We start from the raw sequence: 21,772 nt of genomic DNA, 5'->3' as shown, positions 1-21,772 counted from the left end.
CGCCATCTGTTCACGGAGCCGGATCTTCATCTTGTATTGACAATACAATAGGGTTGGATATGCCGGTTGCACCCTAGCGTTATTTGTAGAAGAATCGAGCTTATGAAAGCGATCAGCCTGTTTACCGGTGTCGGCGGCCTGGACTTTGGGTTCGAAGCTGCAGGGTTCGATACCGCGGTCGCCATTGAAATTGACCGGACTTGCTGTGAAGCTTTGCGCTCAAATCGCGACTGGCCGGTGATCGAGGACGATATCCATGCGGTCACAACGGAGCGATTGCTGGAGACGGCTAGCCTTAAGATCGCGGGGGTGGACGTACTAATCGGTGGACCGCCGTGTCAGCCATTCTCCAAGTCGGGCTATTGGGTGACAGGTGACGCGAAGCGGCTGGGTGATGCACGCGCAGACACGTTGTCGGCCTATTTGCGCGTACTGGAGGAGACACAGCCCAGAGCGTTCCTACTCGAAAATGTCTCCGGGCTCGCTTACCGCGGCAAGGATGAGGGGCTCAACCGCATCCTCGGCGGGATTGCGGCAATCAATCAACGCACGGGTAGTAACTATAAACCAGTCTGGAAGGTGTTAAACGCCGCGTCGTTTGGTGTCCCCCAGCTACGCGAACGCGTGTTCATCGTCGGCAGCCGTGACGGAACGGAGTTTCGCTTCCCAGATGCCACGCACGGCGAGCAGGGCGCGTTGCTCCCCAATGAGCAGCCGTATCGCACGACTTGGGACGCGATCGGCGACCTGCCAGATCTCCCCAACGACGAAGCGCTTGTCGCGGGTGGGAAATGGGCAAAGCTGCTGCCGACAATTCCCGAGGGTGCTAACTATCTATGGCACACCAAGCGGGGTGGGGGGCTGCCACTGTTCGGCTGGCGCACCCGTTACTGGAACTTCCTGCTCAAGCTCGCAAAGGACCGTCCTTCCTGGACGATACAGGCGCAACCCGGATCCGCGACTGGTCCTTTCCATTGGTCGAACCGGAAGCTTTCCGCGCGCGAACTAGCGCGGCTGCAGACTTTCCCCGATGGGCTGGTGTTCGACGCCAGCCGCAACGAGATTCAGCGCATGCTCGGCAACGCTGTTCCCTCTTTGCTCGGCGAGGTACTGGCGCGCGCTATTGCGGTGCAGCTGCTAGGGCGGCGGCGATACGGTAAGCCGCCACGACTCATGCCGCCAGTTCGCCCCGACATGCCCGCACCCGAATTTGTTCAGGCAGTCGATCGGCCGTATCTCGCACTAATTGACGATCATGATGATCATCCCGGCACGGGGCTTGGGCGCCGGGCGCAGCTGCGAACGTCAAAGGCAGCGTAAATATTCGATGCGCACCAGCGGGTCTCGGCTGGCTTTGACCCAATTGCGGCTATTCGCGATTGTTTTTGGTTTCCCAACTTCGGCCGCTTGTTCATGCCGGTGCAACGGCCGCTCTCAGTGGAAGTTTTGATATTCGGCCGGCGACGTTCGCCGCCGCACGGAGGGATTAACGCGCTGGTTTCGAAAAACTCGACACAGCTGCTACGCCCATCACATGCCAATCATCCGCAGCTATGCGTCGACCGACCTCGACTCGCTCTACGCCATCGCCCTCGCAACCGGCGATAGCGGCTCTGACGCCTCTCACAAGTTCCACGACCTTGAATTGCTCGGGGATGTCTACGCTGCTCCTTATGCCATCTTCGAGCCCGAACTTGCGTTGGTTATCGAAGATCAGCACGGAGTTGCCGGATACTGCGTGGGCGCACTGCACACCCGAACATTTGAGCTTCTGTTAGATCTACTGTGGTGGCCAGCGTTGCAACATCGTTATCCGTTGTCGTCCGTCAGCGGCTCAGATCGACGTTCGGCCGGCGACGCTGGCGTCATCCAGATCATGCATCATCCGCCCCAGTCACCCGATTGGCTCGTAGATGACTACCCTTCCCATCTTCACATCAACCTTCTGCCGCGCCTTAAAGGCCAGGGTCACGGTCGCAGGCTGTTAACCGCCTGGCATGAGCGAGCCGGAGCGATGGGTTCCACAGGATTTCACCTTGGCGTCGATCCTAGGAACACATCAGCGTACGGCTTCTACGAGGCGATGGGCCTGGTCAGGTTGTCTCCTGCAGGCACGACCATCGCCGACGACGTCATATGGTTTGGAGCAAGTCACTTTCGCCGAAATGGATAACCACGCCGCTTGCTGCTCTGTCGCACGCAGGTTCCGACCTGTCCTGCCAACCAACCCTGCGGCGACTTCGACCCAGAACGCGACATTCACGGCCGTTCGCATACGACCCAAGAACGGACATCCGTTCATTTCGGTAGCTCACAGGCGTCACCACTCGGATCGGCATGTGCAGTCCTATCAAGCCGGAAACGACATCCAACGTCGCTCGGCGCTCTGGGCAGCGAGCGAGCGAGGGTGGTTTATCAAGCGTCAGCGAGCGCCGAAAAGTCCATCGCCGCGAGGTCCGTGAGCAGATCAGGTCCCGTCGGCTCCCATCCAAGACGCGCGCGCGTCCAGGCACTCGATGCGATCATGTCGAGCGCAGCGAACGGTGCCATCCAGCCGAAATATCGCTCGATTTCGTTGTCTGTGACCGAACGGACAGGCAACCCAGTTCCCTTTCCGATCGCTTCAGCGATGGCGCGTGCTGTCACGCCTTCCTCCACAGACGCATTGTAACGGGCACCCGGCTCGCCCTTCTCCAATGCCAGAACGTAGAGCTTGGCGACGTCGCTGACGTGTGCTGCAGCCCAGCGTGTGATGCCCTCGCCGACATACACCATCGCTCCGGCACGGCGCGCCTCCGCGATCAGCGGCGTGATCAACCCGGCCTTGGTGGTGTCGTGCACCTGTGGCAGCCGGATCGTGCGTACGTCGATGCGCTGGGCGATCAGCGCCGCGCCCGCGAGTTCGGTCGCGATGCGCGGATTGGCGTGGCGCGGGTTGAGCACGTCCTCGGTCGCCGGGCCGCCGTTGAGCGGCGTGCCGATGCCCACGCCCGAGGTGATCAGGATCGGCTTGTGCGTCCCCGCCAGCGCCTCACCCATTGCGGCGATGTTGCGTTCGTCCTTCCTGGTATTCTCGAAGAAGGTCGTGAAATTGTGGTCGAACGCGCAGTGGATCACCGCGTCGGCGGCCGCAGCGCCACTCGCGAGCGTTTCGGGTTGTTCCAGATCGCCACGATGGACTTCGACGCCGGCCGCTTCGAGGCGATGGGCACCCGCGTCGGAGCGAGTGAGGCCAAGCACCCGATGCCCTCGAGCGAGGAGTTCGGGAATAACGTGCGAGCCGATAAAACCGGTCGCGCCGGTTAGAAACACGCGCATGGGACATCTCCTTGTTACCAAGGCGATCTATCGCGACCCGTTCGACCGTGTTAAAGTAGTGACCTTATCGTGGTATAGCTTGTAACAGGATCGATCATGGCCGGTGAGGCGCCAAACCCGCTCGGAACCTATCTTCGCGATCGTCGAACCCGGCTCGACCCGGTGGCATTCGGGTTCGGCGGCGGCCGTCGGCGTACCCCGGGCCTACGCCGCGAAGAAGTGGCAAGCCGCGCCAACATCAGCCCGACATGGTACACGTGGCTGGAACAGGGGCGTGGTGGCGCGCCATCGGCCGACGTGCTCGACCGCATCGCCAAGGGCCTGATGCTCACCGAGCCGGAACGCGAGCATATCTACATGCTCGGCCTCGGTCGTCTGCCCGAGGCGCGCTACCAACCGGTCGATGGAATCAGTCCCCGGCTTCAGCGCGTGCTCGATGGAATGGTGCTGAGCCCGGCGATCATCAAGACCGCGATGTGGGATGTCGTCGGCTGGAACCGGGCCGCAGCGCTGTTGCTGACCGACTATGCCAAACTGCCGCGCGAAGGTCGAAACATCCTTCGCCTGATGTTCGGCAGCGACCGTGTCCGCGCCCGGAACGAGGATTGGGACGGCATTGCCCGCTACGTCGTCGGTGCCTTTCGCGCGGATGTCGCGCGAGCGGGTGCCAACAACAGCGCGGCGACGGCGGACCTGGTCGCCGAACTGTCGCGCATCAGCCCCGAGTTCGAGGCGCTGTGGCGCGACAACGACGTGGTCGCGCACACCGAGGGGGTGAAACGCATTCATCACCCAGATGCCGGACTACTTGCCATGGAGTTTTCTTCATTTGCCGTCGAAGGGCGGCCCGAACTCGGAATGATCATCTACAACCCCGCATCGTTGGCGGATGCAGAACGACTGCGCGTCGTGTTGGACGCTCGCGGAGACTGATCGAGATCGATCGATCTCGGCTTGATCGTTTCGACCCAGAATCCGACGTTCGCAGGCGATTTTTCAGCTCGCCAACTTCCGCCATTCGTTCAGACCGACGCTACGAGCTTCGTGGGCGTGGAGGCATCCGGGACTCATGGTGATCTGCTCGCTGCCGGCGGCCGCTATGACGAGTTGTTCGAACTCCAGGCTGCCGGCTATCGGTGACGGGCACCTTTCCGGGTTACATTACCGGGCAATCCGCGTTGGCGGTAACTTGAACCTTATGCGCTGAATGCAGCCGCGGCGGCCTGTGTCATTCTCCGTCACGCGGGCGTTCGAAATTCCGTTGCGGGCTACATTACCGAACGTCTCGTCCGGCTCCGACAGCAGAACCTTCACATTTCCAACTGCGCCCCATGGCGCCGTATCGTAACCGACTACTGCGATACCTTCGATATGGCGTCGGGAGAACGGTTTTGGATATGCACTCCCATTCAGCAATCCAGAAATCGATTTAGGATCGACTGCACAACTAGGCTGGTCGCCCATGTCTGCCGGTGCGTCGGAAGGAAGCTCCGGGGCTTCGTGATTGGAACTATCGGTTCTATAAAAGTGGTAGGTGCAACCGCGATAGGCCGGCCCTGGTGCATAGCGGTTCGCGAGCAAGGCGTGGAGCCCTGCAGCATCGAGAGCCCTGTCGCCGGACGAGCCAAGAGCCCGAGCACGACTTGGCTTGCCGCTCTTATCAACGTCGAAGGTATAGAACACCCAAGCCGAACCACCAACGATAGACGGCAGCTTTTCGAACGCTGGCAGATTCAGCCGGCGGTACTGACCAGGCTGGGTTGGGCAGGTTGATCCTGCGGGACGGACCCGCTCAAAGAGCCCTGCCGGCGCTCCCGTAAGCTCTGGTCGGCTAGCCAGCTCGTAGAGGTCCGACATAGCGGCAGTCTCAATCGGGCGGAAAGATGCTTTGTAACGGACCGAGCACGCTGCATGCGGCGCGCCAACCGGGAAGTGGGATACAGCAAGTGCGGGCGCGAGATCGCTCGCGTCGAAATAGTAGTTCGACGGCGATCTGACATCCTGCCGGATTGTGCGAACGCGCCCTTGCGCATCGATTGCGAACGAGAACCCGTACGTTGGTGGAGGCGCAACGTCGGAGGAAGAGGCGTAGCGCGTCCATACAACCGACAGAGGGCGAACGAGACCGCTCGACTGGACCGATCCGTCGGCGCAGGACATCGCGTCGGGTGTGAAGGATACGATCTCCGTGCGAGAGGTCATAGACGAGGGCAAAGGCGCGGGGACGCTGAGTAGGGCAAATGACGGGACCAGCATTGGCAGGGTTTCCTATCAGCGCGCTTCGAACTTCGCCGTTATAAATCAGTGCTTAGCGCCTGCATTGATGGCTCGGGATAGCCGAAGGTGATGCCTATAGGAAGGTGACTTTCGTCCAGTCATGCTGCATAGCCTTCGTTCAGTTCACTATCGAAATCAGTCGCGTGCTGCCGGGTTGGAGCCCGCGAGATTGCTGGCGAAGCAGGTCGATTTAGATCCAAACCGATGCGGCAGAGACCAGCACTGAGCGTACCGCCAATACGAACATAGCCGGCGATGCCCAAATGACCCAAAAAGCGACATTCAGCGTCCTTGCTGCGCTGCCCGACTCCGGACATCCATTCATCGGCTCGCATTCGCCATATTGGGTCGATGGAGTGGCGAAATTTGGGACGAAGTTGTCGTTCGCAGGCCCTGTGTCGAACGACGCCTTTCGGCAGGAGCAGTTATTCGCCGAGCTATCGGCATTACGGTCCGTAACGAGCAAGCATGGGCCGATTACTGACTGACAGCTGTTCGTCGCCGGCCTGCGACAACCGATTCAATCAGAACGGTGGATCGTCGTCCTTATACCAGAAAGGGCTCCGTTCGCCCCGAGGCATCGTGGCGCTCGACGACGTATGGAGAAACGGGGTTTAGCATCGGTCAGCGCGAAGGGTTGGCCTGTCGAACGGTACGATCGGCGCAAACGCCCAGAGCGATCCCCAACGCATAGGCGATAAAGTCCCATGTCGAGAACACGCGCCCTAGCAGAAGAGCGCCGGACAGGGTCCGGCGAAAAGCATCAAGATCCGGCATGTGATAGAGTTTGAAAACCTCGGCGGCCAACGCGAGAATGCCCGATGCCAATGCGCTTTGATATACGCTCCAGCGCGGTCGCAGCGACGAGGTGATCAAGTAGATCATGAACGCCCAGAGGGTCGATCCGCCGTATTTCGTCAAAAAGAATGGCAACCCGACGTGGACCAACCGCAGGGTGAGATCCGATGCGATCGTTCCCGCGATGAGCGCCGAGGAGATCTGTATGGGACGGTCGCTCACTTGGTCAGCGCTAGGTTGCGAACGGCACGCACAGCGGCAGCGTAATCAGAAAGGCGGCCCCGCCGACACTCTGATCAAGCCCGATCGTGCCCTTATGTGCCTGAAGCAGGGACCGTATGATCGGCAGTCCAAGCCCCGTGCCGCCCGAGGCGCGGCGGCTAGTGAAAAAGGGCTCGAAGATGCGCTCCCGATCGCCAATCGCAATGCCAGGGCCATCGTCCCGCAACGTGAGGATTCCACGATTGTCGATAACATAGGCAGTGATCAAAACGCCGTAAGCCCCAGCCTGACGGCTGTTCTCTATGAGCCCAGTCAGCGTCGTCTCGAGCACGGCGCGCGGCACGGCGACACTCGGCATGTCGGGCGCCGTGGTCACGCTGACACTGAACGCGGCTCCGTCGTAGGCATCCACCGTGCAGTGCATGATCTCGGCCAGGTCGGCGGCGGCGCCCTCGACCACCTCCGCCATGTCCGCGCGCGCAAGATCAAGCAGGCGACTGACCAGCAAGTTAAGCCGCGCCGCATCCGCCCCGATATTGGTAAGGAAGCGCTGGCGGTCGGCAGGTTCCATATCCGCATGGTCCTGCAGCAGTTCGACGGCACCGCCGATCCCCGCCAGCGGCGTCTTGAACTCGTGACTGACCGCATGGGCGAAGTCGCGCAGGTAACGCGAGCGGCGGTCGATCGCCTCCGCCATAAGGCCGAAGTCGCGGTACAGCGCCTGGATTTCGACGGCCGCGGTGGTCGGTGGGTCCGGCACCGCGCCCCGCCCACTGGCGACCGCACGCGTGGCTTCGCCGAGCGCTTCAACCGGCCGGACGATGCCGCGCGAAAGCAATCCGCTCAGCACCACCAACGCCCCGAAGATCAACGCCACGCCGAACAGGATCTTGCCGCGATCCGCATAAATGCCGGCAAACAGCGCGCGTGGCGAGCGCGACAACAGCAGGATGCCGATCACGCGTCCGTCTACGATCACCGGTCGGGCGTGGTGGATGCGGAGGTCCGACGCACGGCTCAGCCATTCGAGCACGTAATGCCGCCGATAGGTATCATTGCGGCGCAGCGTGGTGGCGGCACGGCCTGCACGCACGGAGCGAAGCTCCGGCATGTCCCGGTAAACGAACCCGGCCTGATGGCCGACGAGAATGCGGCCATTCGCATCCAGCAGCTGGATCGACGAGAGGGTCGTACGCGCTGTCACTCGCAGGATCGGCGCGAGGCGATTTGCCCATGCAATCGTCGCCCCGTCCTCTGGCTCACGGACGGGATGCGGCGCCGGAAGTTCGGGCAGGATCTGACTCATCCGCAGGTCGACGGTCGTTGCCTCGGTGCTGGCGTCGTTGCTCGCTGCCTGTGGCCCGGGCCCCGGCCAGTCGGCAGCGGCGATGGCGGCGAGCGCGGCACTTTGCGATACCAGCTCGGCCTCGGTCTGGCGGACTAGACTGTTCTCATAGACTCGCAAAAACAGTGCACCGAACCCCGGCAGTGTCGCCACGAACACGAACGTGAGCAGCAGGATTGTCCGCAACCGCAGGCGCGGCCAGTGGCGCCGTACTACACGCTTGAACGGCTCGATCATCCCGCGCCGCAAGCGCCGAGGCGATAACCGATGCCGGCGCGGGTCTCGATCAGGTCCTCCGCTCCAAGGCGCGCGAACTTGCCACGTAAATTGCCGATATGGCTGTCGATCGTTCGGTCAGTGATCGCGAAGCCCGGACCGTGCAGGCGGTCGATGATCGCGTCGCGGCTGAACACCTTGGATGGCATGGTGGCTAGCGTGCGCAGGATGCCGAACTCCGTTACGGTCAGCGACACCGGCTGGCCCGACCAGCTCGCCTGCCAGCCATCGGCATCGAGCGTCAGGCGCCCGTACCGCAAGGACTTCGCCGCTTCCGCAACGGCTGGCGGGCGGCTCGCCACGCGGCGCAAGATCGCCATCACGCGCGCTACGACCTCGCGCGGGGAGAAGGGCTTGGTAACATAATCGTCCGCGCCGAGCTCGATCCCGAGCACCCGGTCGATCTCGTCATCGCGGCTGGAGAGGAACAAAATAGGCACGTCGTTCTGGGCGCGGAGACGGCGGCAAACCTCGATCCCGTCCATCCGCGGCATGTTGATGTCGAGCACGATCAGGTCCGGTGCATGCACCTCTGCCGCCGCCAGTGTCGTTTCGCCATCTTCCGCCTCGATCGTATCGAGCCCAGCTTTTGCGAGCGCGAAAACCAGAAGCTGCCGAATGTGCGGGTCGTCATCGGCGATCAGAATTGTACGGGGCATGGGGCATTGGATCATGGTCATTGCTCGCACAGTCAAGGCTGGGCTTGCGCGACGGACGGTCGCCTGATGGTGCCGTCGCAATTGCGCCAAGCGGATCGCTCGATTGATACCGGTCGCGCGGGGCGGGCACCGAGAATCGCTTGCGCTCTAGCAAGCCGACGCGAACCACGTGGCGTCCAGTTGGTCGAGCTGTCCTGCCGTGCGATTAGATCGGTAAGTGCCCGGTCGCGGATATACCGCACACGGTCGCGCGTGACCGTATCCATCGGCTGCTGTTCAAGCGCGATCAGCGGTAGTAACCCGCTATCGCCGAGCTGGCTAAGATAGCAAAGATCAACCTTATTCGGGGCGGCCGCACGGACGTTCCAGTCCGCCGCCGCCGCCCCGAGATCGAGGAAGCTGCAGATCGAAAGCACGAGCGACGCGGCGAACGCGTTCCAGTTGATCAACCACCGTGCGCTCCGGCCGCGCAGGATACGCCAGCAGATCAGGACCAGCCCGAGCGCTACCAGTCCCATCCACAACAGCGCCGCGATGCGCCAGGTCGTCAGCATCGACGTCTCGATATAGTCGATTGTGCGGAGCGCACTCGATGCGACGAGCACAAGGTTCTGTGCGACCCATAGGGTGACGAGCCGCCGCGCCCAGAGGTTGCGCTCGCTTGCACTACCGGGGCGAAGCATCGCCAGCGCCATCGCGCCAGCGATCAGCGCCGTCGCGATCAACGGATAGGCACCGCGATGCACGTAATCCGTCTGCGTCATCCCGGCGGGCAGCGCGCCGCCGCTCCACAGAAAGGCAACGTCGAGTGCATTTTGCACTGCAAAGATCAGGTTGAACAAGGCGAGCGCCATGAGCACCGAAGGGAGCGAGGTGCCAGGAAGCGATGGCTCTGGGGCCGGCACGCGCGCGGCCAGCCGCATGACGGCGGCATGAGGGCGCAGACTCGGCCATGCGCAGAAGGCAACGAACGTCCAAACCAGCATTTGCCACAGCGACGGCAGCCGAATGGCCGCGAAGGCCTGTGCGATCAGCGGATTGGCGGCGGAGAACAAGATCAGAAACAGAGCGCCGCCTAGCACTGGCAGCGCGAGTGTCGCAGCAACAGCGCGCGGATCGGTCTCGCCACGCAGCCTCACGATACGTGAAAGGTCGCCCACCGGCTTCGCCACGCCCATTACCGCATGAAGTCCGAGCCGTGCACCCCAGTGCCACGCGTCGTCAAATCGGGCGACCTTTGGCAGCAGAACGGCGGTAGAAAGCGAGCACCAGACCAGAACCCAAGCCAGCAGGCCGGGATCATCGACTAGCGAGACGGTGAAAAGCGCGGCAGCGCCCAACGCGATCCACGCGCGCGGACTCTTCCGAACTTCCCGGCGTGCAACAATGACGGCGGCGAGCCATGCGGCCGCGAAACACCCGATCCGCGCACCTGCGAAGTCGTACGTGAATAGGCGGTCGAACAGGACGACCAGCGCCACCACGATCGCGACCTTGAGGAGAAAACTGAACCGCACGACCTGCTCCTTGCGCTGGGAGCGGGTGATCTACGCGGTACAAATGGATCGAAGATCCTGCGGTTCAGGAGCTTTGATGGAGAGCACGTGCAAAATCGGTGCAGACGGCGCCGAATGTGATGCAGGATGTCACATATCGCAAAAGCGGCTCTTGGTGAAACGAACGGAGAGCTTAAAGAGCGAGCATGGGAGCACTGCTGCCGGGCCGTCTGGTGGAAACGGAATGGCAGGTTCCGGCAGAAGCAGCTATCCGAGCGCTTGCAGGCGAACGGCTTGAGTTGGTCGACTCCTGCCGATCGCTCCGCGGCCGTCAGGACCCACTTCCAGCCGTTAACGGTGCGATTGCCGCCTCCGGAAAGCGGACATGGGTTCATGCGCTACGTGCTCGCCTTGGCGGGCCAACGCGATCGCCGTTGAGGGCGAAGTCGCCTAGTCCCTTGGGGCTAACCCCGCCTACCCACTAGCTGCAAGCTCGAGATGATGTATACCAGCTTCGCCGACCGAGAAGATGGCAACTGATTTTGCGGTGGTGGGACTAGGCCGGGGCTGCAATGCCTCGGCCTATTTTCTAAACGAGCACAGGGGGCGTTGCGCGCTCGATTGATCGGCGCGAGGCATCGACGGCGCTCAGCGCCACTCGGCATCCACCGATAGACCTCTTTTAAGCAACGCAGCAAAGACTGTTTCTTAGGGGCGACAGGTGCCCGGGCGCAGTCGAACGGCTCAGCAGCGGAGACCCAATAGGCGCGCAGCGGCACTTGGTCGCGTAGGAAGGGAACAAGTACACGTAGAGCCAGGCGGACAAGCTACGCGACCGGCCGGTTTGCGGCAGGGAGGACCCAATCCCCGCCATTCCCTGCGCCTAGTCGCCTCCCCAACTTCCGACGTTCATTCAGCTGTGCGTGATCGCCCTTCAGCAACGCTGGAACGGCGAGAACTGGGACTTAGCCGCCGATGGGACGCAGCTTGGCGGATGACTGATCTCGCTGGGAGCTGACGTAGACGGTTCGTTAAGCTGACCGCTGGGCATGTGGATCATGGCCGGCCTTGGCTTGGCTTGGCTGGTTTGAGATAAGGATCTCACCAATAGTACCCGTTTGCGAAGCCTGGACTGGCGCGAGTGCTGGCGTCGTCGCTACCTCTAGTGTCAGGAACAGCGTCTAGCAGACCCCGCCGGCCGACCTTGCCCGGAGAGGGCATGTGCAAGCTTTTCGGCAGTGCAAGCGTGCCGGCCAGTGAGCCATGCTTCGATCATAGCGAGTGCACTGGCCGCCGAACCGGTTGCTATCAAAGCGAGAGGGATCTCGCCCGCGATGCCGTCGAGCCGCAGCGCTTCTTCGATGAGACTAGCAAGACGCGTACGAATGATGAGGGCGGGCCTGCCCGTCATCATCCGCCGAGCTACCGCGCGATTGTCCCAGAAGTGCTGTAGAGTTTCCGAGAGGCGCGGCGCTTCGCTTCCAGCCGCCGCCTGGGCCAACGGCCGAAGCACGGCTGTGACGGTATCCTGAAGGAGCGCCGCCTTCCCTGCATAATGATCGTAGAAGGTGGAGCGTCCCACGCCGGCGGCGGCCGCGATTGCGGCGGGCGTGATCGGGCCGTAGCCATGTTCGATAAACAGGCGGTTGAATGCGGTGCGCAACGCTGCCCGGGTGCGTTGCACACGAGGATCATGCTGGTCCCGCTCAGCAGGTCCTATGCTTGCCGCCGACCCACTCACCTTCCGGACAAACCCCTGCCGAAGTCCGGCACCTGCGCCACCAACCCCGCTACGACCAACCATAGCAAGGGGAACGCAATGACCAAGACCCTCTCTACCGACCGCGCAGCCGCAGTGTTGATCTTCATACCAGCCATGCTTTCCGTCGTGATGGTGCTGCACCACCCTGTTCTGCGGCTTGGTGATACGCAGGGCAGCGCTGCTCTAGCAACCGGCATTGGCCGTATCGCGTCCGAGACCAGGATCTTCCACGGCCTCATTCTTGTCCTGGTCGCTGTCCAGGCGCTTGGGCTCTACAGCTTTGCCGAGCGCCTTGGCCTGTCGCGCCTGTTGGTGCGAGCCGGCGTCCTCTTCTATGGCCTGTCGACGGTTCTGATGTTCCTCCCCGGTACGATCGATGGCTTTGTCACGCCGTTGCTCGGATCGCGCTGTTTCGGCGATGCGACGCAGTGCGCCAACAGCCTTGCCGGCTCCTTGACCTTCGCCTGGGCAGCGATTCAAGCTTTCACCACAATCGCACTGGCGCTCCAGGCGCTGGCCCTGCTGAGTTGGTCTGTCGCGCTTGCGCTCTCATCTGAATGGCAGCGGTGGGCGGGAATCTGTGGCGGTCTGCTCGCCATTGTCCCGCTGGGGATGCTCGGTACGATGGACCGTGCGATCGATCCGCTCGTGCTCGCCGAGATCATCATTTTCGAGGCGATCTGGTCGATGGCGGCGGCGATCATGCTCTGGTCCGATCGTATCCGGGCGCACCGGGCAATCTAAAACCCTAGCTGCGCAGCGGGTCGTCAGCTGCAGGATGCGAGCCTTCGATCGCCGCCATTTACTCGGCGATGTTCGGCCCATCACCTGCAGTACGCATAAACGAATGGAATCCAGATGCTTTCAAGCAGCGAACCGGCAACCAGGCGCTTAGTCGGAGCACAGCTGGCGATCTTCCTCATTGCCGCAGCCATCGTCCTTCCGTTGGTGACACCCGGCCAAGCGGTAGCCGGAGGATTTTTCGTCAAGCTAGCGTTTTTGGGCCGGGTGGCGGCGCTTGTCGCCATCGCGCATTGGCTGATGCGCAGAAGATCACTTCGCTGGTCGGATGTCGGCCTGAGCAGGCCCAATCGGCGACGCCTCCTGATCGCACTTGCGGCAGGTCTGTTGATCGTGATGGTGTTCGCCCAGATTGCGCAGGCGATCATTGCTCGGTTCGGGCTGCCCACCCCCAACTATTCGATGTTCGCGCCCATCGAGGGGAGCCTTGAAGACTATCTATTCTGGGTGCTCCCCGTCACGGTGGGAAGCGCTGCGTTCGGCGAAGAGCTGATGTTTAGGGGCTTCCTGACCTATGCATTGCAACGGCTGTGTAGCAGCGGCTCAGGCGTGCTGGTGTACGTGACTGCTGTCACGGTGCAGGCTGTCATCTTCGGCGGGCTGCACTTCTATCAAGGTATCGGCGGGATGATCGTTGCGGGCGCAACCGGGCTGGCGCTCGGCCTGACCTGGCTCATAGCTGGCCGTAACCTCTGGGCGGGAATTGTCATACACGCGCTGCTCGACGGGTCCGCAATGACAGCGATCTACCTCGGCTATGTCACGACCTGATAGCCGGCGCAGTGATCGAGCGTCGGAGATGCTCACTTTTCAGCAAGCACAGAGACTGCCTCCGTCCTCGAAGTTCCCGGACCATAGCACCGGTTCCTGCTCCTTCACCTTTGCCTTGAGGCGTCTGACGGAGGGCGCAGGAATTGATTGCTGACCACACTCTGAATGTAGAAGTTGGTGGCGTTGCCGTCACGAAGCGGGAAGGGAATGTCCGGGTTCGGCACGAGCGGACATTCATCGGCTACTCGAGGAACGACGTGGGTGGATCGAGTGCCGCCACCTCGTGGGCCGCAACCGCCGTTCGCAGGCCCGATGGCGAGAGGCGCTTTCGACAGGGGCGGACAATCGAGGCACTTTCGGAACCCTGCTACCTGCCATTCTGATTAGCCAGAGGAGCATGAGCGTTTCTACCGTGTCGAAACGCCCTCGCGCCTTCACGCCACATCTTCGAGCCATGACCGTAAACAATCAATAAAAAATGCTCTCAAAAAATCAGGAGTCGAAGGGATTTATTCCCAACCTCCAGGATCGGGCGCTCAGCCGCCCCCCGGCGCTTTCGAGCCGCGCGGCTTCTCCTCGGGCGGTCCTATATCGCGTGGCGCGCTGCGGTTCCAATCGATCCGGTAAAGATCGAAGCGTCGGTCCGCCAGGTTGCGGACCGTACCTTCCGCGCGCGCCCAAGTTAGGTCGGCGAGATTAACGTCTGCGATCGTAAGCGTCTCAATGTTCTCGCTAGCTTCCGCTGCGATACCATCCCGGGCAAATGGGAAGTCGCACGGCGTAAGGATGCACGACTGCGCATATTGAACGTCCATATTGTCAACACCTGGAAGATTGCCGACATTTCCGGAGAGAACGACAAAGCATTGGTTCTCGATTGCACGTGCCTGCGCACAGTAACGCACCCTCATATAACCTTGCCGATTATCCGTGCAGAAGGGCACAAAGATGATACGGGCGCCCTCGTCGACAAGTCGGCGAGCGAGTTCCGGGAATTCGCTATCGTAGCATATTAGAACGCCGATCGGTCCGATGTCCGTCTGGATCACATCGACTGAACTGCCACCCTTGATCTTCCACCAATATGCCTCGTTTGGCGTGGGGTGGATTTTCTCCTGCGCATGAACCGACCCGTCACGCAGGCAAACATAGGCGACATTTTGAATGCTCCCATCTTGCGTACGGGTCGGGTGCGATCCGCCGATGATATTGATGTTGTAACGCAATGCCATCCGAGAGAGCTCCCGGACAACTGGCTCGCGATGCTCCGTCATACGATCGATCGCCTCCATCGGCGACAAATCCTCCTGTTCGAACGACAGTAGGGACATGGTGAAGAGCTCAGGAAAGACGACGAAGTCGGACCTGTAGTCGGCCGCCACGTCTACGAAGTATTCAACGTTTTGGACGAACTCTGCGAAGTCCTTCACTGCGCGGGCTTGAAGCTGTACCGTGGCCAGGCGGACGCTTTCCACGTCACGTGGTACGCGGAAAGCCGGCGGCTCGTTCGGGTCAACATACGGATTGCGCCAGGCCATGTGCGCGGCGAACCCCTCCGAAGGGTGCTGTCAGTCTAACGCGAACCGCTCTCTCCACGATGCATATCGGACTTTTGCGCGCGGGCCTTATCCCATAACTGACAGCCACTCGGCTTGGGCGGCTGAGCGGCGTTCCTTGTAGGTCTTGCGGTCGACGAGATGGCGTTCGAGGTTGAAGTGATTGTGGATGTTGGCGTGCACGCTGGCGAACTTTTGTAGGGTCTTCATCTGCCTGAATCTGAGCATCGCCCGCTCTCGTCGTCGGAAGGGCAGGTGGCTGTTTTCCACTCGATTATTGGCCCAGCGACCGACCTCCTGCTTCTCCTCGTTCCCAAGGTCTTTCATTGCTGCGCGGTAGGAGCGAAGGCCATCGGTCGCGATCGCCTCCGGCGAGCCATGGCGCTTCAGCGTCTTTTTCATGAAGGTCAGAGCGGCGGCTTTGTCGCGCGTCCTGGTGACGAAGCTTTCAAGGACCTCGCCTTCGTGATCGACCGCGCGCCAAAGATAGACCATCTCACCGTTGAGCTTCACGTACATCTCGTCGAGATGCCAGCGCCAATGTCGGAAGCCGCGCATCCGGTTGACCCGCCGCCGCCGGATGTCGCCGGCGAAGATTGGGCCGAACCGCCCCCACCATTGCCGCACAGTCTCATGACAAATGTCGATCCCACGCTCGAACAGCAAATCCTCGACATTTCGAAGCGACAGCGGGAACCGGACATACATCATCACGACCAGTCGGATCACCTCGGGTGACGAGTTGAAGCGCCGGAACGGGCTGGGGGGAAGGGCTCTTGATTTACGGCTCATGCGCATTTGTAGCGGACACCCCGTTGGTCTGACAGAGCCATCTCGCAACCTGCCAGTCCGGCACGTTCCGCGGCCGCACGAAGCTATCCAAGTACGGCAATGCGCGATTGCGTCGTACCTTCTGGATGGCCGCCCAGGTCGCCGCGCGTCAGCGCGACAACAGCTTCCGCGATAAGCTCGGACGATATACCGCCGGGCACGCGGACGATGCCGATCGTCGTCGCAAGGCGATGACGGCGCTCACCGCCAAGATGGCACGCGTGGCTCACGCCGTCATCAAGACGGGGACCCAGTACCGGCCGTTCCTCGAACGGTCGGATGCCAGGTGGAAGGACCCCTCTCTGCAAGTGCCGTGAGGGCGCGAAAGCGACCCTGTAGATAATGTTCGGGCCTTCCACCTGGGTGCGTATCTCGTTTTAAGGACGGTGAGGACCACGGCTGCTCCGGCAACGCTGGATCCTGTGTTTGCTATGGCAGGGAGCGATCCCGTTGACGGTGGAAGCCATCTGGCTCAGAATGCATCACGCGCCGACGGTAGTCGGCGCACAGATATCTGCTGGCCAAAACCCGCCGCTGCTTCCCGACATAGGACGTTGTCCACCCGGATGGTCCTGGGCGCACCACGGGATAGCGTGATGCGCGTAATCGCGTCGACGACCTGCTCGCCCTTGATGCCCTGATCGACATCGATTGCCAGCGCCTCCCTGGTAAACGCATCAACGACGGTCAGCGCGCGCAGCCGACGGCCATCGAACAGTGCGTCCGAGACAAAGTCCATCGACCACATCTCGTTCGCCGCCGAAGCCGCAGGCTGTCGCTCCCGGTTGGCAGCGCTGACGTTGCGGCGAGGCCTCTTGAGCCGAAGGCTCAGACCATCGTTCCGGTAAAGCCGATAGACACGCTTGTGGTTCACGAACCATCCTTCCCTGCGCAGCAGGATGTAAATCCTGAAGTAGCCGTACCGCGTCCGCGTCGCTGCAAGATCACGGATGCGCAGCATCAGCGGTGCCTGATCGGGCCGGTGCGACTGGTACCGCACCGACGACCGATCGACGCCCAGCGCCAGACAACTGCGCCGTTCGCTAACACCATGGGACGCCTGGACGTGCGCGACGATCTCGCGCCGCCGCCCAGGCGTCAGAGCTATTTTTGACAGAACATCCTGCAGGATATGCTTGTCGAGGCTGAGGTCCGCGACCAGCTGCTTGAGCTTGCGGTTCTCCTCCTCGAGCAACTTCAGGCGCCGCAACTCGCCCACGCCGAGCCCGCCATAGACCTTCTTGCACCGGTAAAACGTCTGCTCCGAAATCCCCATCCGACGGATCACCTCCGCCACCGGCGTACCAGTCTCCGCCTGCTTCAGCGCGAACGCGATCTGCTCGTCCGTATACTTCGACTTCTTCATATCCAGCTCCTTGCCCGCAGGCTCTACAGGGCCGGAAAACTCTCACTCAAAATGGGCTAAAAAACAGGGGGGACGTCACAGCGTCAGGCACAGCTCGATCGCGCTGTCTGAAAACCGCATCGGGTGGCCAAGACGACCCCAAGGCACCGATAGCCAATGCATCTCTGGATCAAATCATATTTCCAGCGACCCACGCCGCTTCAGCGCCGCATTATACTCAGACCAGTTCGTCGTGCGATACACAGGTGCCGCAGGTTTGGGCATCACGCCCAGCTATCCCGCTCGATTCCCTACGTGAGTCCCCAACGTCAGTTTTGCAACAAAGCCGCTCGAACGGCTTATCCGTACGCTGGCACCGGTTGCATGATACGTGCCCGATCTCTCCTGATGCCAATATTGCATGCCCCTATTCGATAATTTCACTTCCCGCTTCGGGGGAATCAGGTGAGCTTCCTATTCAGGGGGCGATAGCAACGCCGCTTCAGGAAACGAGCCAAAAAACCGCTGCATGGAATGACGATATCGACGGGGTATTTCTACAAGGGGGAATAATGACGAAGGTTCACGATCGCACGTGCCATTCAGATCGCCGCGCACATTCGCTCGCCATGCTGCTCGCCTCCGGCACAGGGCTGGCGCTCATGGCGCCCGGGATCGTTTTCGCCGCTACCCCCGAACCTGTTGCAGCGCAATCTGCCGCAGCGCAGGTGCCAAAGGCGACCAGCGACGACCAGCTTGGCGACATCGTTGTCACGGCAAACCGCTCGGGCGCCGAATCGCTCCAGAAAGTACCGATCGCGGTGTCGGTCGTGAACGTCGATCAGATCACCAAGTCAGGCCAGGGCAATTTGTCCGACCTTGCCAAATTCACCCCTTCGCTTTCGATCACGGAGAGCGCGCCCGGCTTCAATAAGTTCAATATGCGCGGGCTTTCGACCGGTGGTTACGCGACGTCGGACACGTCGGACCGCTCGCTCGTCGCCGTATATCTCGATGATACGCCGATCTCGGTGCAGGGGCAGACGCCGGATCTGAAGGTGTATGATCTGGAGCGCGTCGAAATCCTGCGCGGGCCGCAGGGCACGCTGTACGGCGCCGGCTCGATGGCGGGTACGATCCGCTTCGTCACCGCCAAGCCGCAGATGAACAAGGTGTTCGGTACCGCCGAAGCGGGCGTCGCAACGACCGAACACGGCGATGCGAGTTACAATTTCCGCGGCATGCTTAACGTGCCGCTCGTCACCGATGCTCTGGCGCTGCGCGCGAACTTCTATGTCGGGCGCGATGGCGGCTACATCGACAATATCGGGGCGTATAATAAGAACAACGTCAACTCCAACCGCACGTATCAGGGGCGTGTCGCGCTGCGCTGGACTCCGTCACCGGACCTGACGGTCGATGCCAGCATGACGTACGAGCGCAGCATCTCTAACGGACTGAGCCAGGGGCTTAGCGGTCTTGCACCCTACACCGTCTCCACCAATGGACCGGAGGGAACAGACGACCGCTTCCGCCTCTATCAGTTGGGCGCTGATTATGACGCGGGCTTCGCGAATGTCGTGGTGACAGGTGCCTATACCGACCGTGCGATCGGCTTCGATGCCAGCCCGGAACCGCAGATCGGCTATTTCTTCCAGGATTATCGCAGCGGAAAACCGGTCAGCAACACGACCTATCCGCTGTTCCAGGCGCCGAACTCGTACAACCAGGCGATCACTAACAAAATCCCAGCCGAACTGTATCAAATCGACCAGAAGTTGAAGGACGTGATGGGCGAGGCGCGCCTCGTGTCCAAGCCGGGCGGTCCGGTCAATTGGACCGTCGGTGTGTTCTACGAACAGCAGAACCGCCATTTGCGGCAGGACATCCCGACGCCGGGTTTTGATACCCTGTCGTACATGAATTACTTCTACGGCCCGTTCAACACACCGGGCGGCCTATATGATTCGAAGGCGGTCGACGGCGCGTTCCAGTCGAATGATATCTTCTCAGGTCTCCAGGACGTAAACGAGCACCAGTTCGCCGCCTATGCCGACGGCACTTGGCACGTGACCCCCAAGCTCGATCTGACGGCAGGCCTGCGCTATTTCAACTTCAGCGAGAAATATTACCTGTACGAAGGGGGCGTATACGGCGTCATCAACCACGTGCCGCTCACCACCAATGCGCGACTGAAGTCCAACGGGGTCAACCCGCGCGGCAACATCTCGTACAAGGTGACGGACGACTTCATGGTGTACGGTGAGGTCGCCAAGGGCTTCCGTTATGGTGGCGGCAACCAGCCGGTGCCGCTCGGTTCGACCGGCGTTGCCGGGCAATGCACGCAAAACCTTGCCGCTTATGGCTATGCCCAGGCGCCCCTAACCTTCGGCCCGGACAAGCTTTGGAACTATACCATCGGCGAAAAGGCCAAGCTGGCCGGCGGCCGGGTAACCATCAATGCCAGCGCCTATTACATTGATTGGTCGGATGTGCAGACGCGGCTGCGGCTGGATTGCTCATATTTCTTCACCGACAATAAGGGCAAGATCACGAGCAAGGGCATCGAGCTGGAAACGACCTTCAAACTCAGCCCGCAGATCACCGTGTCGGCGAGCGGATCCTATAACAGTTCCAAGGCGAACGGCGACATCCCGACGGTTGGCGCGTTCGACGGCGACCAGACGCCTTATTATCCAGCGTGGACGGGTGCTGCGACGATCTTCTACGACACGAATATCGGATCCGGTAGCGTGCATCTGCAGGGCAGCTACCAGTACCAGTCGCAGCAATACACGACCTTCAACAACTTCGCGACGACCATCACGGGCGGCAAGCTGACCGCGACCGGTCCAAGCTCAAGCTATGCCGTCATCCCCGAGACGCACAATCTCAGCGCCTCGATCGCTTACGATACCGGGCCGTTCGAGTTCGGCATTTACGGCAACAATCTCGCGGACGGCGTGAAGGTGACCAACGTCGGGCGGGCGACCTATTACAAGGTCTATCAGGCAGGCGACCGCATCACCCTGGCCCGCCCGCGCACGGTGGGTGCGCGCGTAAAGTACAAGTTCTGACCCGTTCGGATTTGGAATCGTGCGAAGGGGCGCGGGCGACCGCTCCCCGTTTCGTCCCCGGCGACTATCGCGTACGCGACCGGCGCGCCCAGGCCACACTCTGGCGATAAATCAGCGTTGCGAGATCGCCCTCGACCACCGCCATGTCGACGACGTGGAAGCCCCAGTCTGGCCACGCCGCATCGCCGACCGCGACCGGGCCGATCGTCGCCGCGATCAAATCGGTCGCAGCGCCCGGCGCGACCTTTACCGCAAGGTAGGTGAATCCGCGGCGCACGACGCATTCGCCCGAGAGCAGACCCGGCATCTTCACGAAGCGCGTCGTCACCGGTTTGCCCGATGCGGTCCAGACCTTGGGTTGCTGGAAGGTCGCAACGCCGCCTTTCCACCATGGAAAGCCAAGCAGTGGATCGAGCGGGGCAGGGCCACCCTCCAAGCGCGCCGGATTGGTGCAACCCGCGACGAGATCGTCCGATGCCGTCGCACCGATCGTGACGGCGCGGCCGAACAAGCCGATCACTGGCGGCGGATTGGTGTAGCGGTACGTGGCCCAGGTCACGACGCACCCGGTCTGCGCGGCGGCGCGGCACAGAGGCGTCGCCTTGAGATCGCCGCCGACATCCTTGCCACGCGGCACCATGATCGACGTGCCGGGCAGGATCGCGGAGAGCATCTGCCGCGCGATCGGCTTGCCGTCGATTTCATCCACCAGCAATTGCTTCAGCATCGCCGAACCCTGGCTATGGCCGACCAGCACGAATGGCCGGCCATGATTGTCATGCACAAGATAGTCGCGCCACGCCGCCAGCACATCGGCATAGGGGAGCGCAAAATCCGCCGCCGTTAGCTTCGTCCCCTTGCTCATCGCCAAACGTAGCGCGGGCAGCGTCACCTGGCGGTAGAGCGGCGCGAACACGCGACACGCGCTCCGTAAGGGTGCCGCCTGCGACACGACCATCCCGCGCTCGGCGTCGCCCGCGATCATGTCGCTATGCGGGGCGGGATCCATCGAGGTGGTGGGGTAGAGGTAGAAGCAATCGGCTTTGGGCGTCGCGGCGCGCCTGGCCGGTTCGACCCGCATCACGCCGTCCGGCGTCACCACCGTCGCGGCGAGATCGCTGCCGCACAGATCGGAATGGCCCGGTCGGCACAGCCATGTCTCGGACTGGCGATAAGTGTTCGCCGGACCTTCTGGGCCCATAACGAGAGCGGCAAGGATCAGCAAGGCGCTCATGTTT

At 61.6% G+C, this 21,772-nt stretch carries 15 protein-coding genes and 4 pseudogenes; 8 read left to right on the top strand and 11 right to left on the bottom strand.

What is annotated here, in order from left to right; genetic code table 11:
- Positions 1-102 precede the first annotated feature (102 nt).
- On the top strand, positions 103-1,320 hold the full coding sequence (locus ACP7C5_RS18255) for a DNA cytosine methyltransferase (RefSeq protein WP_426265358.1): 1,218 nt from the start codon (positions 103-105) through the stop codon (positions 1,318-1,320).
- A gap of 214 nt (positions 1,321-1,534) precedes the next feature.
- Entirely contained in the window at positions 1,535-2,173 is a 639-nt protein-coding gene (locus ACP7C5_RS18250) for a GNAT family N-acetyltransferase (protein ID WP_426265357.1), read from the top strand.
- 242 nt (positions 2,174-2,415) lie between these two features.
- Here ACP7C5_RS18250 and ACP7C5_RS18245 read toward each other — a convergent pair whose 3' ends face one another.
- Entirely contained in the window at positions 2,416-3,318 is a 903-nt protein-coding gene (locus ACP7C5_RS18245; protein WP_426265356.1) for an SDR family oxidoreductase, read from the bottom strand.
- A 96-nt stretch (positions 3,319-3,414) separates the two neighbouring features.
- On the opposite strand from ACP7C5_RS18245, the gene ACP7C5_RS18240 reads away from it, so the two are divergent.
- Positions 3,415-4,251, top strand: a complete 837-nt coding sequence (locus ACP7C5_RS18240; RefSeq protein ID WP_426265355.1) for a helix-turn-helix transcriptional regulator — start codon at positions 3,415-3,417, stop codon at positions 4,249-4,251.
- A 21-nt stretch (positions 4,252-4,272) separates the two neighbouring features.
- On the top strand, positions 4,273-4,458 hold the full coding sequence (locus ACP7C5_RS18235) for a hypothetical protein (RefSeq protein ID WP_426265354.1): 186 nt from the start codon (positions 4,273-4,275) through the stop codon (positions 4,456-4,458).
- Positions 4,459-6,219: 1,761 nt separating this feature from the next.
- On the opposite strand, the gene ACP7C5_RS18230 is transcribed toward ACP7C5_RS18235, so the two are convergent.
- From ACP7C5_RS18230 to ACP7C5_RS18210, 5 genes are all read right to left on the bottom strand, one after another.
- Positions 6,220-6,615, bottom strand: a complete 396-nt coding sequence (locus tag ACP7C5_RS18230; protein ID WP_426265353.1) for a DUF2809 domain-containing protein — start codon at positions 6,613-6,615, stop codon at positions 6,220-6,222.
- 10 nt (positions 6,616-6,625) lie between these two features.
- Positions 6,626-8,197 carry a HAMP domain-containing sensor histidine kinase gene (locus ACP7C5_RS18225; protein ID WP_426265352.1) on the bottom strand — a complete coding sequence of 524 codons (1,572 nt, stop codon included), beginning with the start codon at positions 8,195-8,197 and terminating at the stop codon, positions 6,626-6,628.
- Positions 8,194-8,916 (bottom strand): response regulator transcription factor, encoded by a 723-nt coding sequence (locus ACP7C5_RS18220; RefSeq protein WP_426265351.1) that lies wholly within the window; start codon positions 8,914-8,916, stop codon positions 8,194-8,196. Before ACP7C5_RS18220 ends, ACP7C5_RS18225 begins: the two co-directional genes overlap by 4 nt.
- A gap of 11 nt (positions 8,917-8,927) precedes the next feature.
- On the bottom strand, positions 8,928-10,412 hold the full coding sequence (locus ACP7C5_RS18215; protein ID WP_426265350.1) for a DUF4153 domain-containing protein: 1,485 nt from the start codon (positions 10,410-10,412) through the stop codon (positions 8,928-8,930).
- Between the two features lie 1,147 nt (positions 10,413-11,559).
- Entirely contained in the window at positions 11,560-12,054 is a 495-nt protein-coding gene (locus ACP7C5_RS18210; protein ID WP_426265349.1) for a TetR family transcriptional regulator, read from the bottom strand.
- A 156-nt stretch (positions 12,055-12,210) separates the two neighbouring features.
- On the opposite strand from ACP7C5_RS18210, the gene ACP7C5_RS18205 reads away from it, so the two are divergent.
- A complete protein-coding gene (locus ACP7C5_RS18205; protein WP_426265348.1) occupies positions 12,211-12,897 on the top strand; it encodes a hypothetical protein in 687 nt (228 codons plus the stop codon).
- Between the two features lie 114 nt (positions 12,898-13,011).
- Positions 13,012-13,725, top strand: a complete 714-nt coding sequence (locus tag ACP7C5_RS18200; RefSeq protein WP_426265347.1) for a CPBP family intramembrane glutamic endopeptidase — start codon at positions 13,012-13,014, stop codon at positions 13,723-13,725.
- A 536-nt stretch (positions 13,726-14,261) separates the two neighbouring features.
- Here the strand turns inward: ACP7C5_RS18200 and ACP7C5_RS18195 are convergent.
- Positions 14,262-15,284 (bottom strand): annotated as a pseudogene (locus ACP7C5_RS18195) (carbon-nitrogen hydrolase family protein); the annotation flags it as partial.
- 66 nt (positions 15,285-15,350) lie between these two features.
- Positions 15,351-16,073 (bottom strand): IS6 family transposase, encoded by a 723-nt coding sequence (locus ACP7C5_RS18190; protein WP_426265346.1) that lies wholly within the window; start codon positions 16,071-16,073, stop codon positions 15,351-15,353.
- A gap of 41 nt (positions 16,074-16,114) precedes the next feature.
- On the opposite strand from ACP7C5_RS18190, the pseudogene ACP7C5_RS18185 reads away from it, so the two are divergent.
- A pseudogene (locus tag ACP7C5_RS18185) lies at positions 16,115-16,451 on the top strand (transposase); the annotation flags it as partial.
- Positions 16,452-16,665: 214 nt separating this feature from the next.
- On the opposite strand, the pseudogene ACP7C5_RS18180 reads toward ACP7C5_RS18185, so the two are convergent.
- Positions 16,666-17,478: pseudogene (locus ACP7C5_RS18180) on the bottom strand (IS3 family transposase); the annotation flags it as partial.
- A gap of 78 nt (positions 17,479-17,556) precedes the next feature.
- Positions 17,557-17,742, bottom strand: a pseudogene (locus ACP7C5_RS18175) (IS5/IS1182 family transposase); the annotation flags it as partial.
- A 50-nt stretch (positions 17,743-17,792) separates the two neighbouring features.
- On the opposite strand from ACP7C5_RS18175, the gene ACP7C5_RS18170 reads away from it, so the two are divergent.
- Positions 17,793-20,534, top strand: coding sequence for a TonB-dependent receptor (locus tag ACP7C5_RS18170; RefSeq protein WP_426265345.1), 2,742 nt, complete (start codon positions 17,793-17,795; stop codon positions 20,532-20,534).
- Positions 20,535-20,598: 64 nt separating this feature from the next.
- Here ACP7C5_RS18170 and ACP7C5_RS18165 read toward each other — a convergent pair whose 3' ends face one another.
- The gene (locus tag ACP7C5_RS18165; RefSeq protein ID WP_426265344.1) at positions 20,599-21,768 is read right to left on the bottom strand and encodes a DUF3089 domain-containing protein; all 1,170 of its coding nucleotides are present in this window, start codon (positions 21,766-21,768) and stop codon (positions 20,599-20,601) included.
- Between the last annotated feature and the right edge of the window lie 4 nt (positions 21,769-21,772).

This window comes from Sphingomonas sp. PWP1-2 (genome assembly GCF_049898305.1).
Classification (GTDB): Bacteria; Pseudomonadota; Alphaproteobacteria; order Sphingomonadales; family Sphingomonadaceae; genus Sphingomonas; species Sphingomonas glacialis.
Note: the sequence above shows the minus strand (reverse complement) of the source record. Positions and strands in the feature narration are given on the sequence as shown.

Coding starts and splice junctions, on each gene's coding strand:
- ACP7C5_RS18255 (WP_426265358.1), top strand. CDS start 103: ATGAAAGCGATCAGCCTGTTTACCGGTGTCGGCGGCCTGGACTTTGGG.
- ACP7C5_RS18250 (WP_426265357.1), top strand. CDS start 1,535: ATGCCAATCATCCGCAGCTATGCGTCGACCGACCTCGACTCGCTCTAC.
- ACP7C5_RS18245 (WP_426265356.1), bottom strand. CDS start 3,318: ATGCGCGTGTTTCTAACCGGCGCGACCGGTTTTATCGGCTCGCACGTT.
- ACP7C5_RS18240 (WP_426265355.1), top strand. CDS start 3,415: ATGGCCGGTGAGGCGCCAAACCCGCTCGGAACCTATCTTCGCGATCGT.
- ACP7C5_RS18225 (WP_426265352.1), bottom strand. CDS start 8,197: ATGATCGAGCCGTTCAAGCGTGTAGTACGGCGCCACTGGCCGCGCCTG.
- ACP7C5_RS18220 (WP_426265351.1), bottom strand. CDS start 8,916: ATGACCATGATCCAATGCCCCATGCCCCGTACAATTCTGATCGCCGAT.
- ACP7C5_RS18205 (WP_426265348.1), top strand. CDS start 12,211: ATGACCAAGACCCTCTCTACCGACCGCGCAGCCGCAGTGTTGATCTTC.
- ACP7C5_RS18200 (WP_426265347.1), top strand. CDS start 13,012: ATGCTTTCAAGCAGCGAACCGGCAACCAGGCGCTTAGTCGGAGCACAG.
- ACP7C5_RS18190 (WP_426265346.1), bottom strand. CDS start 16,073: ATGAGCCGTAAATCAAGAGCCCTTCCCCCCAGCCCGTTCCGGCGCTTC.
- ACP7C5_RS18165 (WP_426265344.1), bottom strand. CDS start 21,768: ATGAGCGCCTTGCTGATCCTTGCCGCTCTCGTTATGGGCCCAGAAGGT.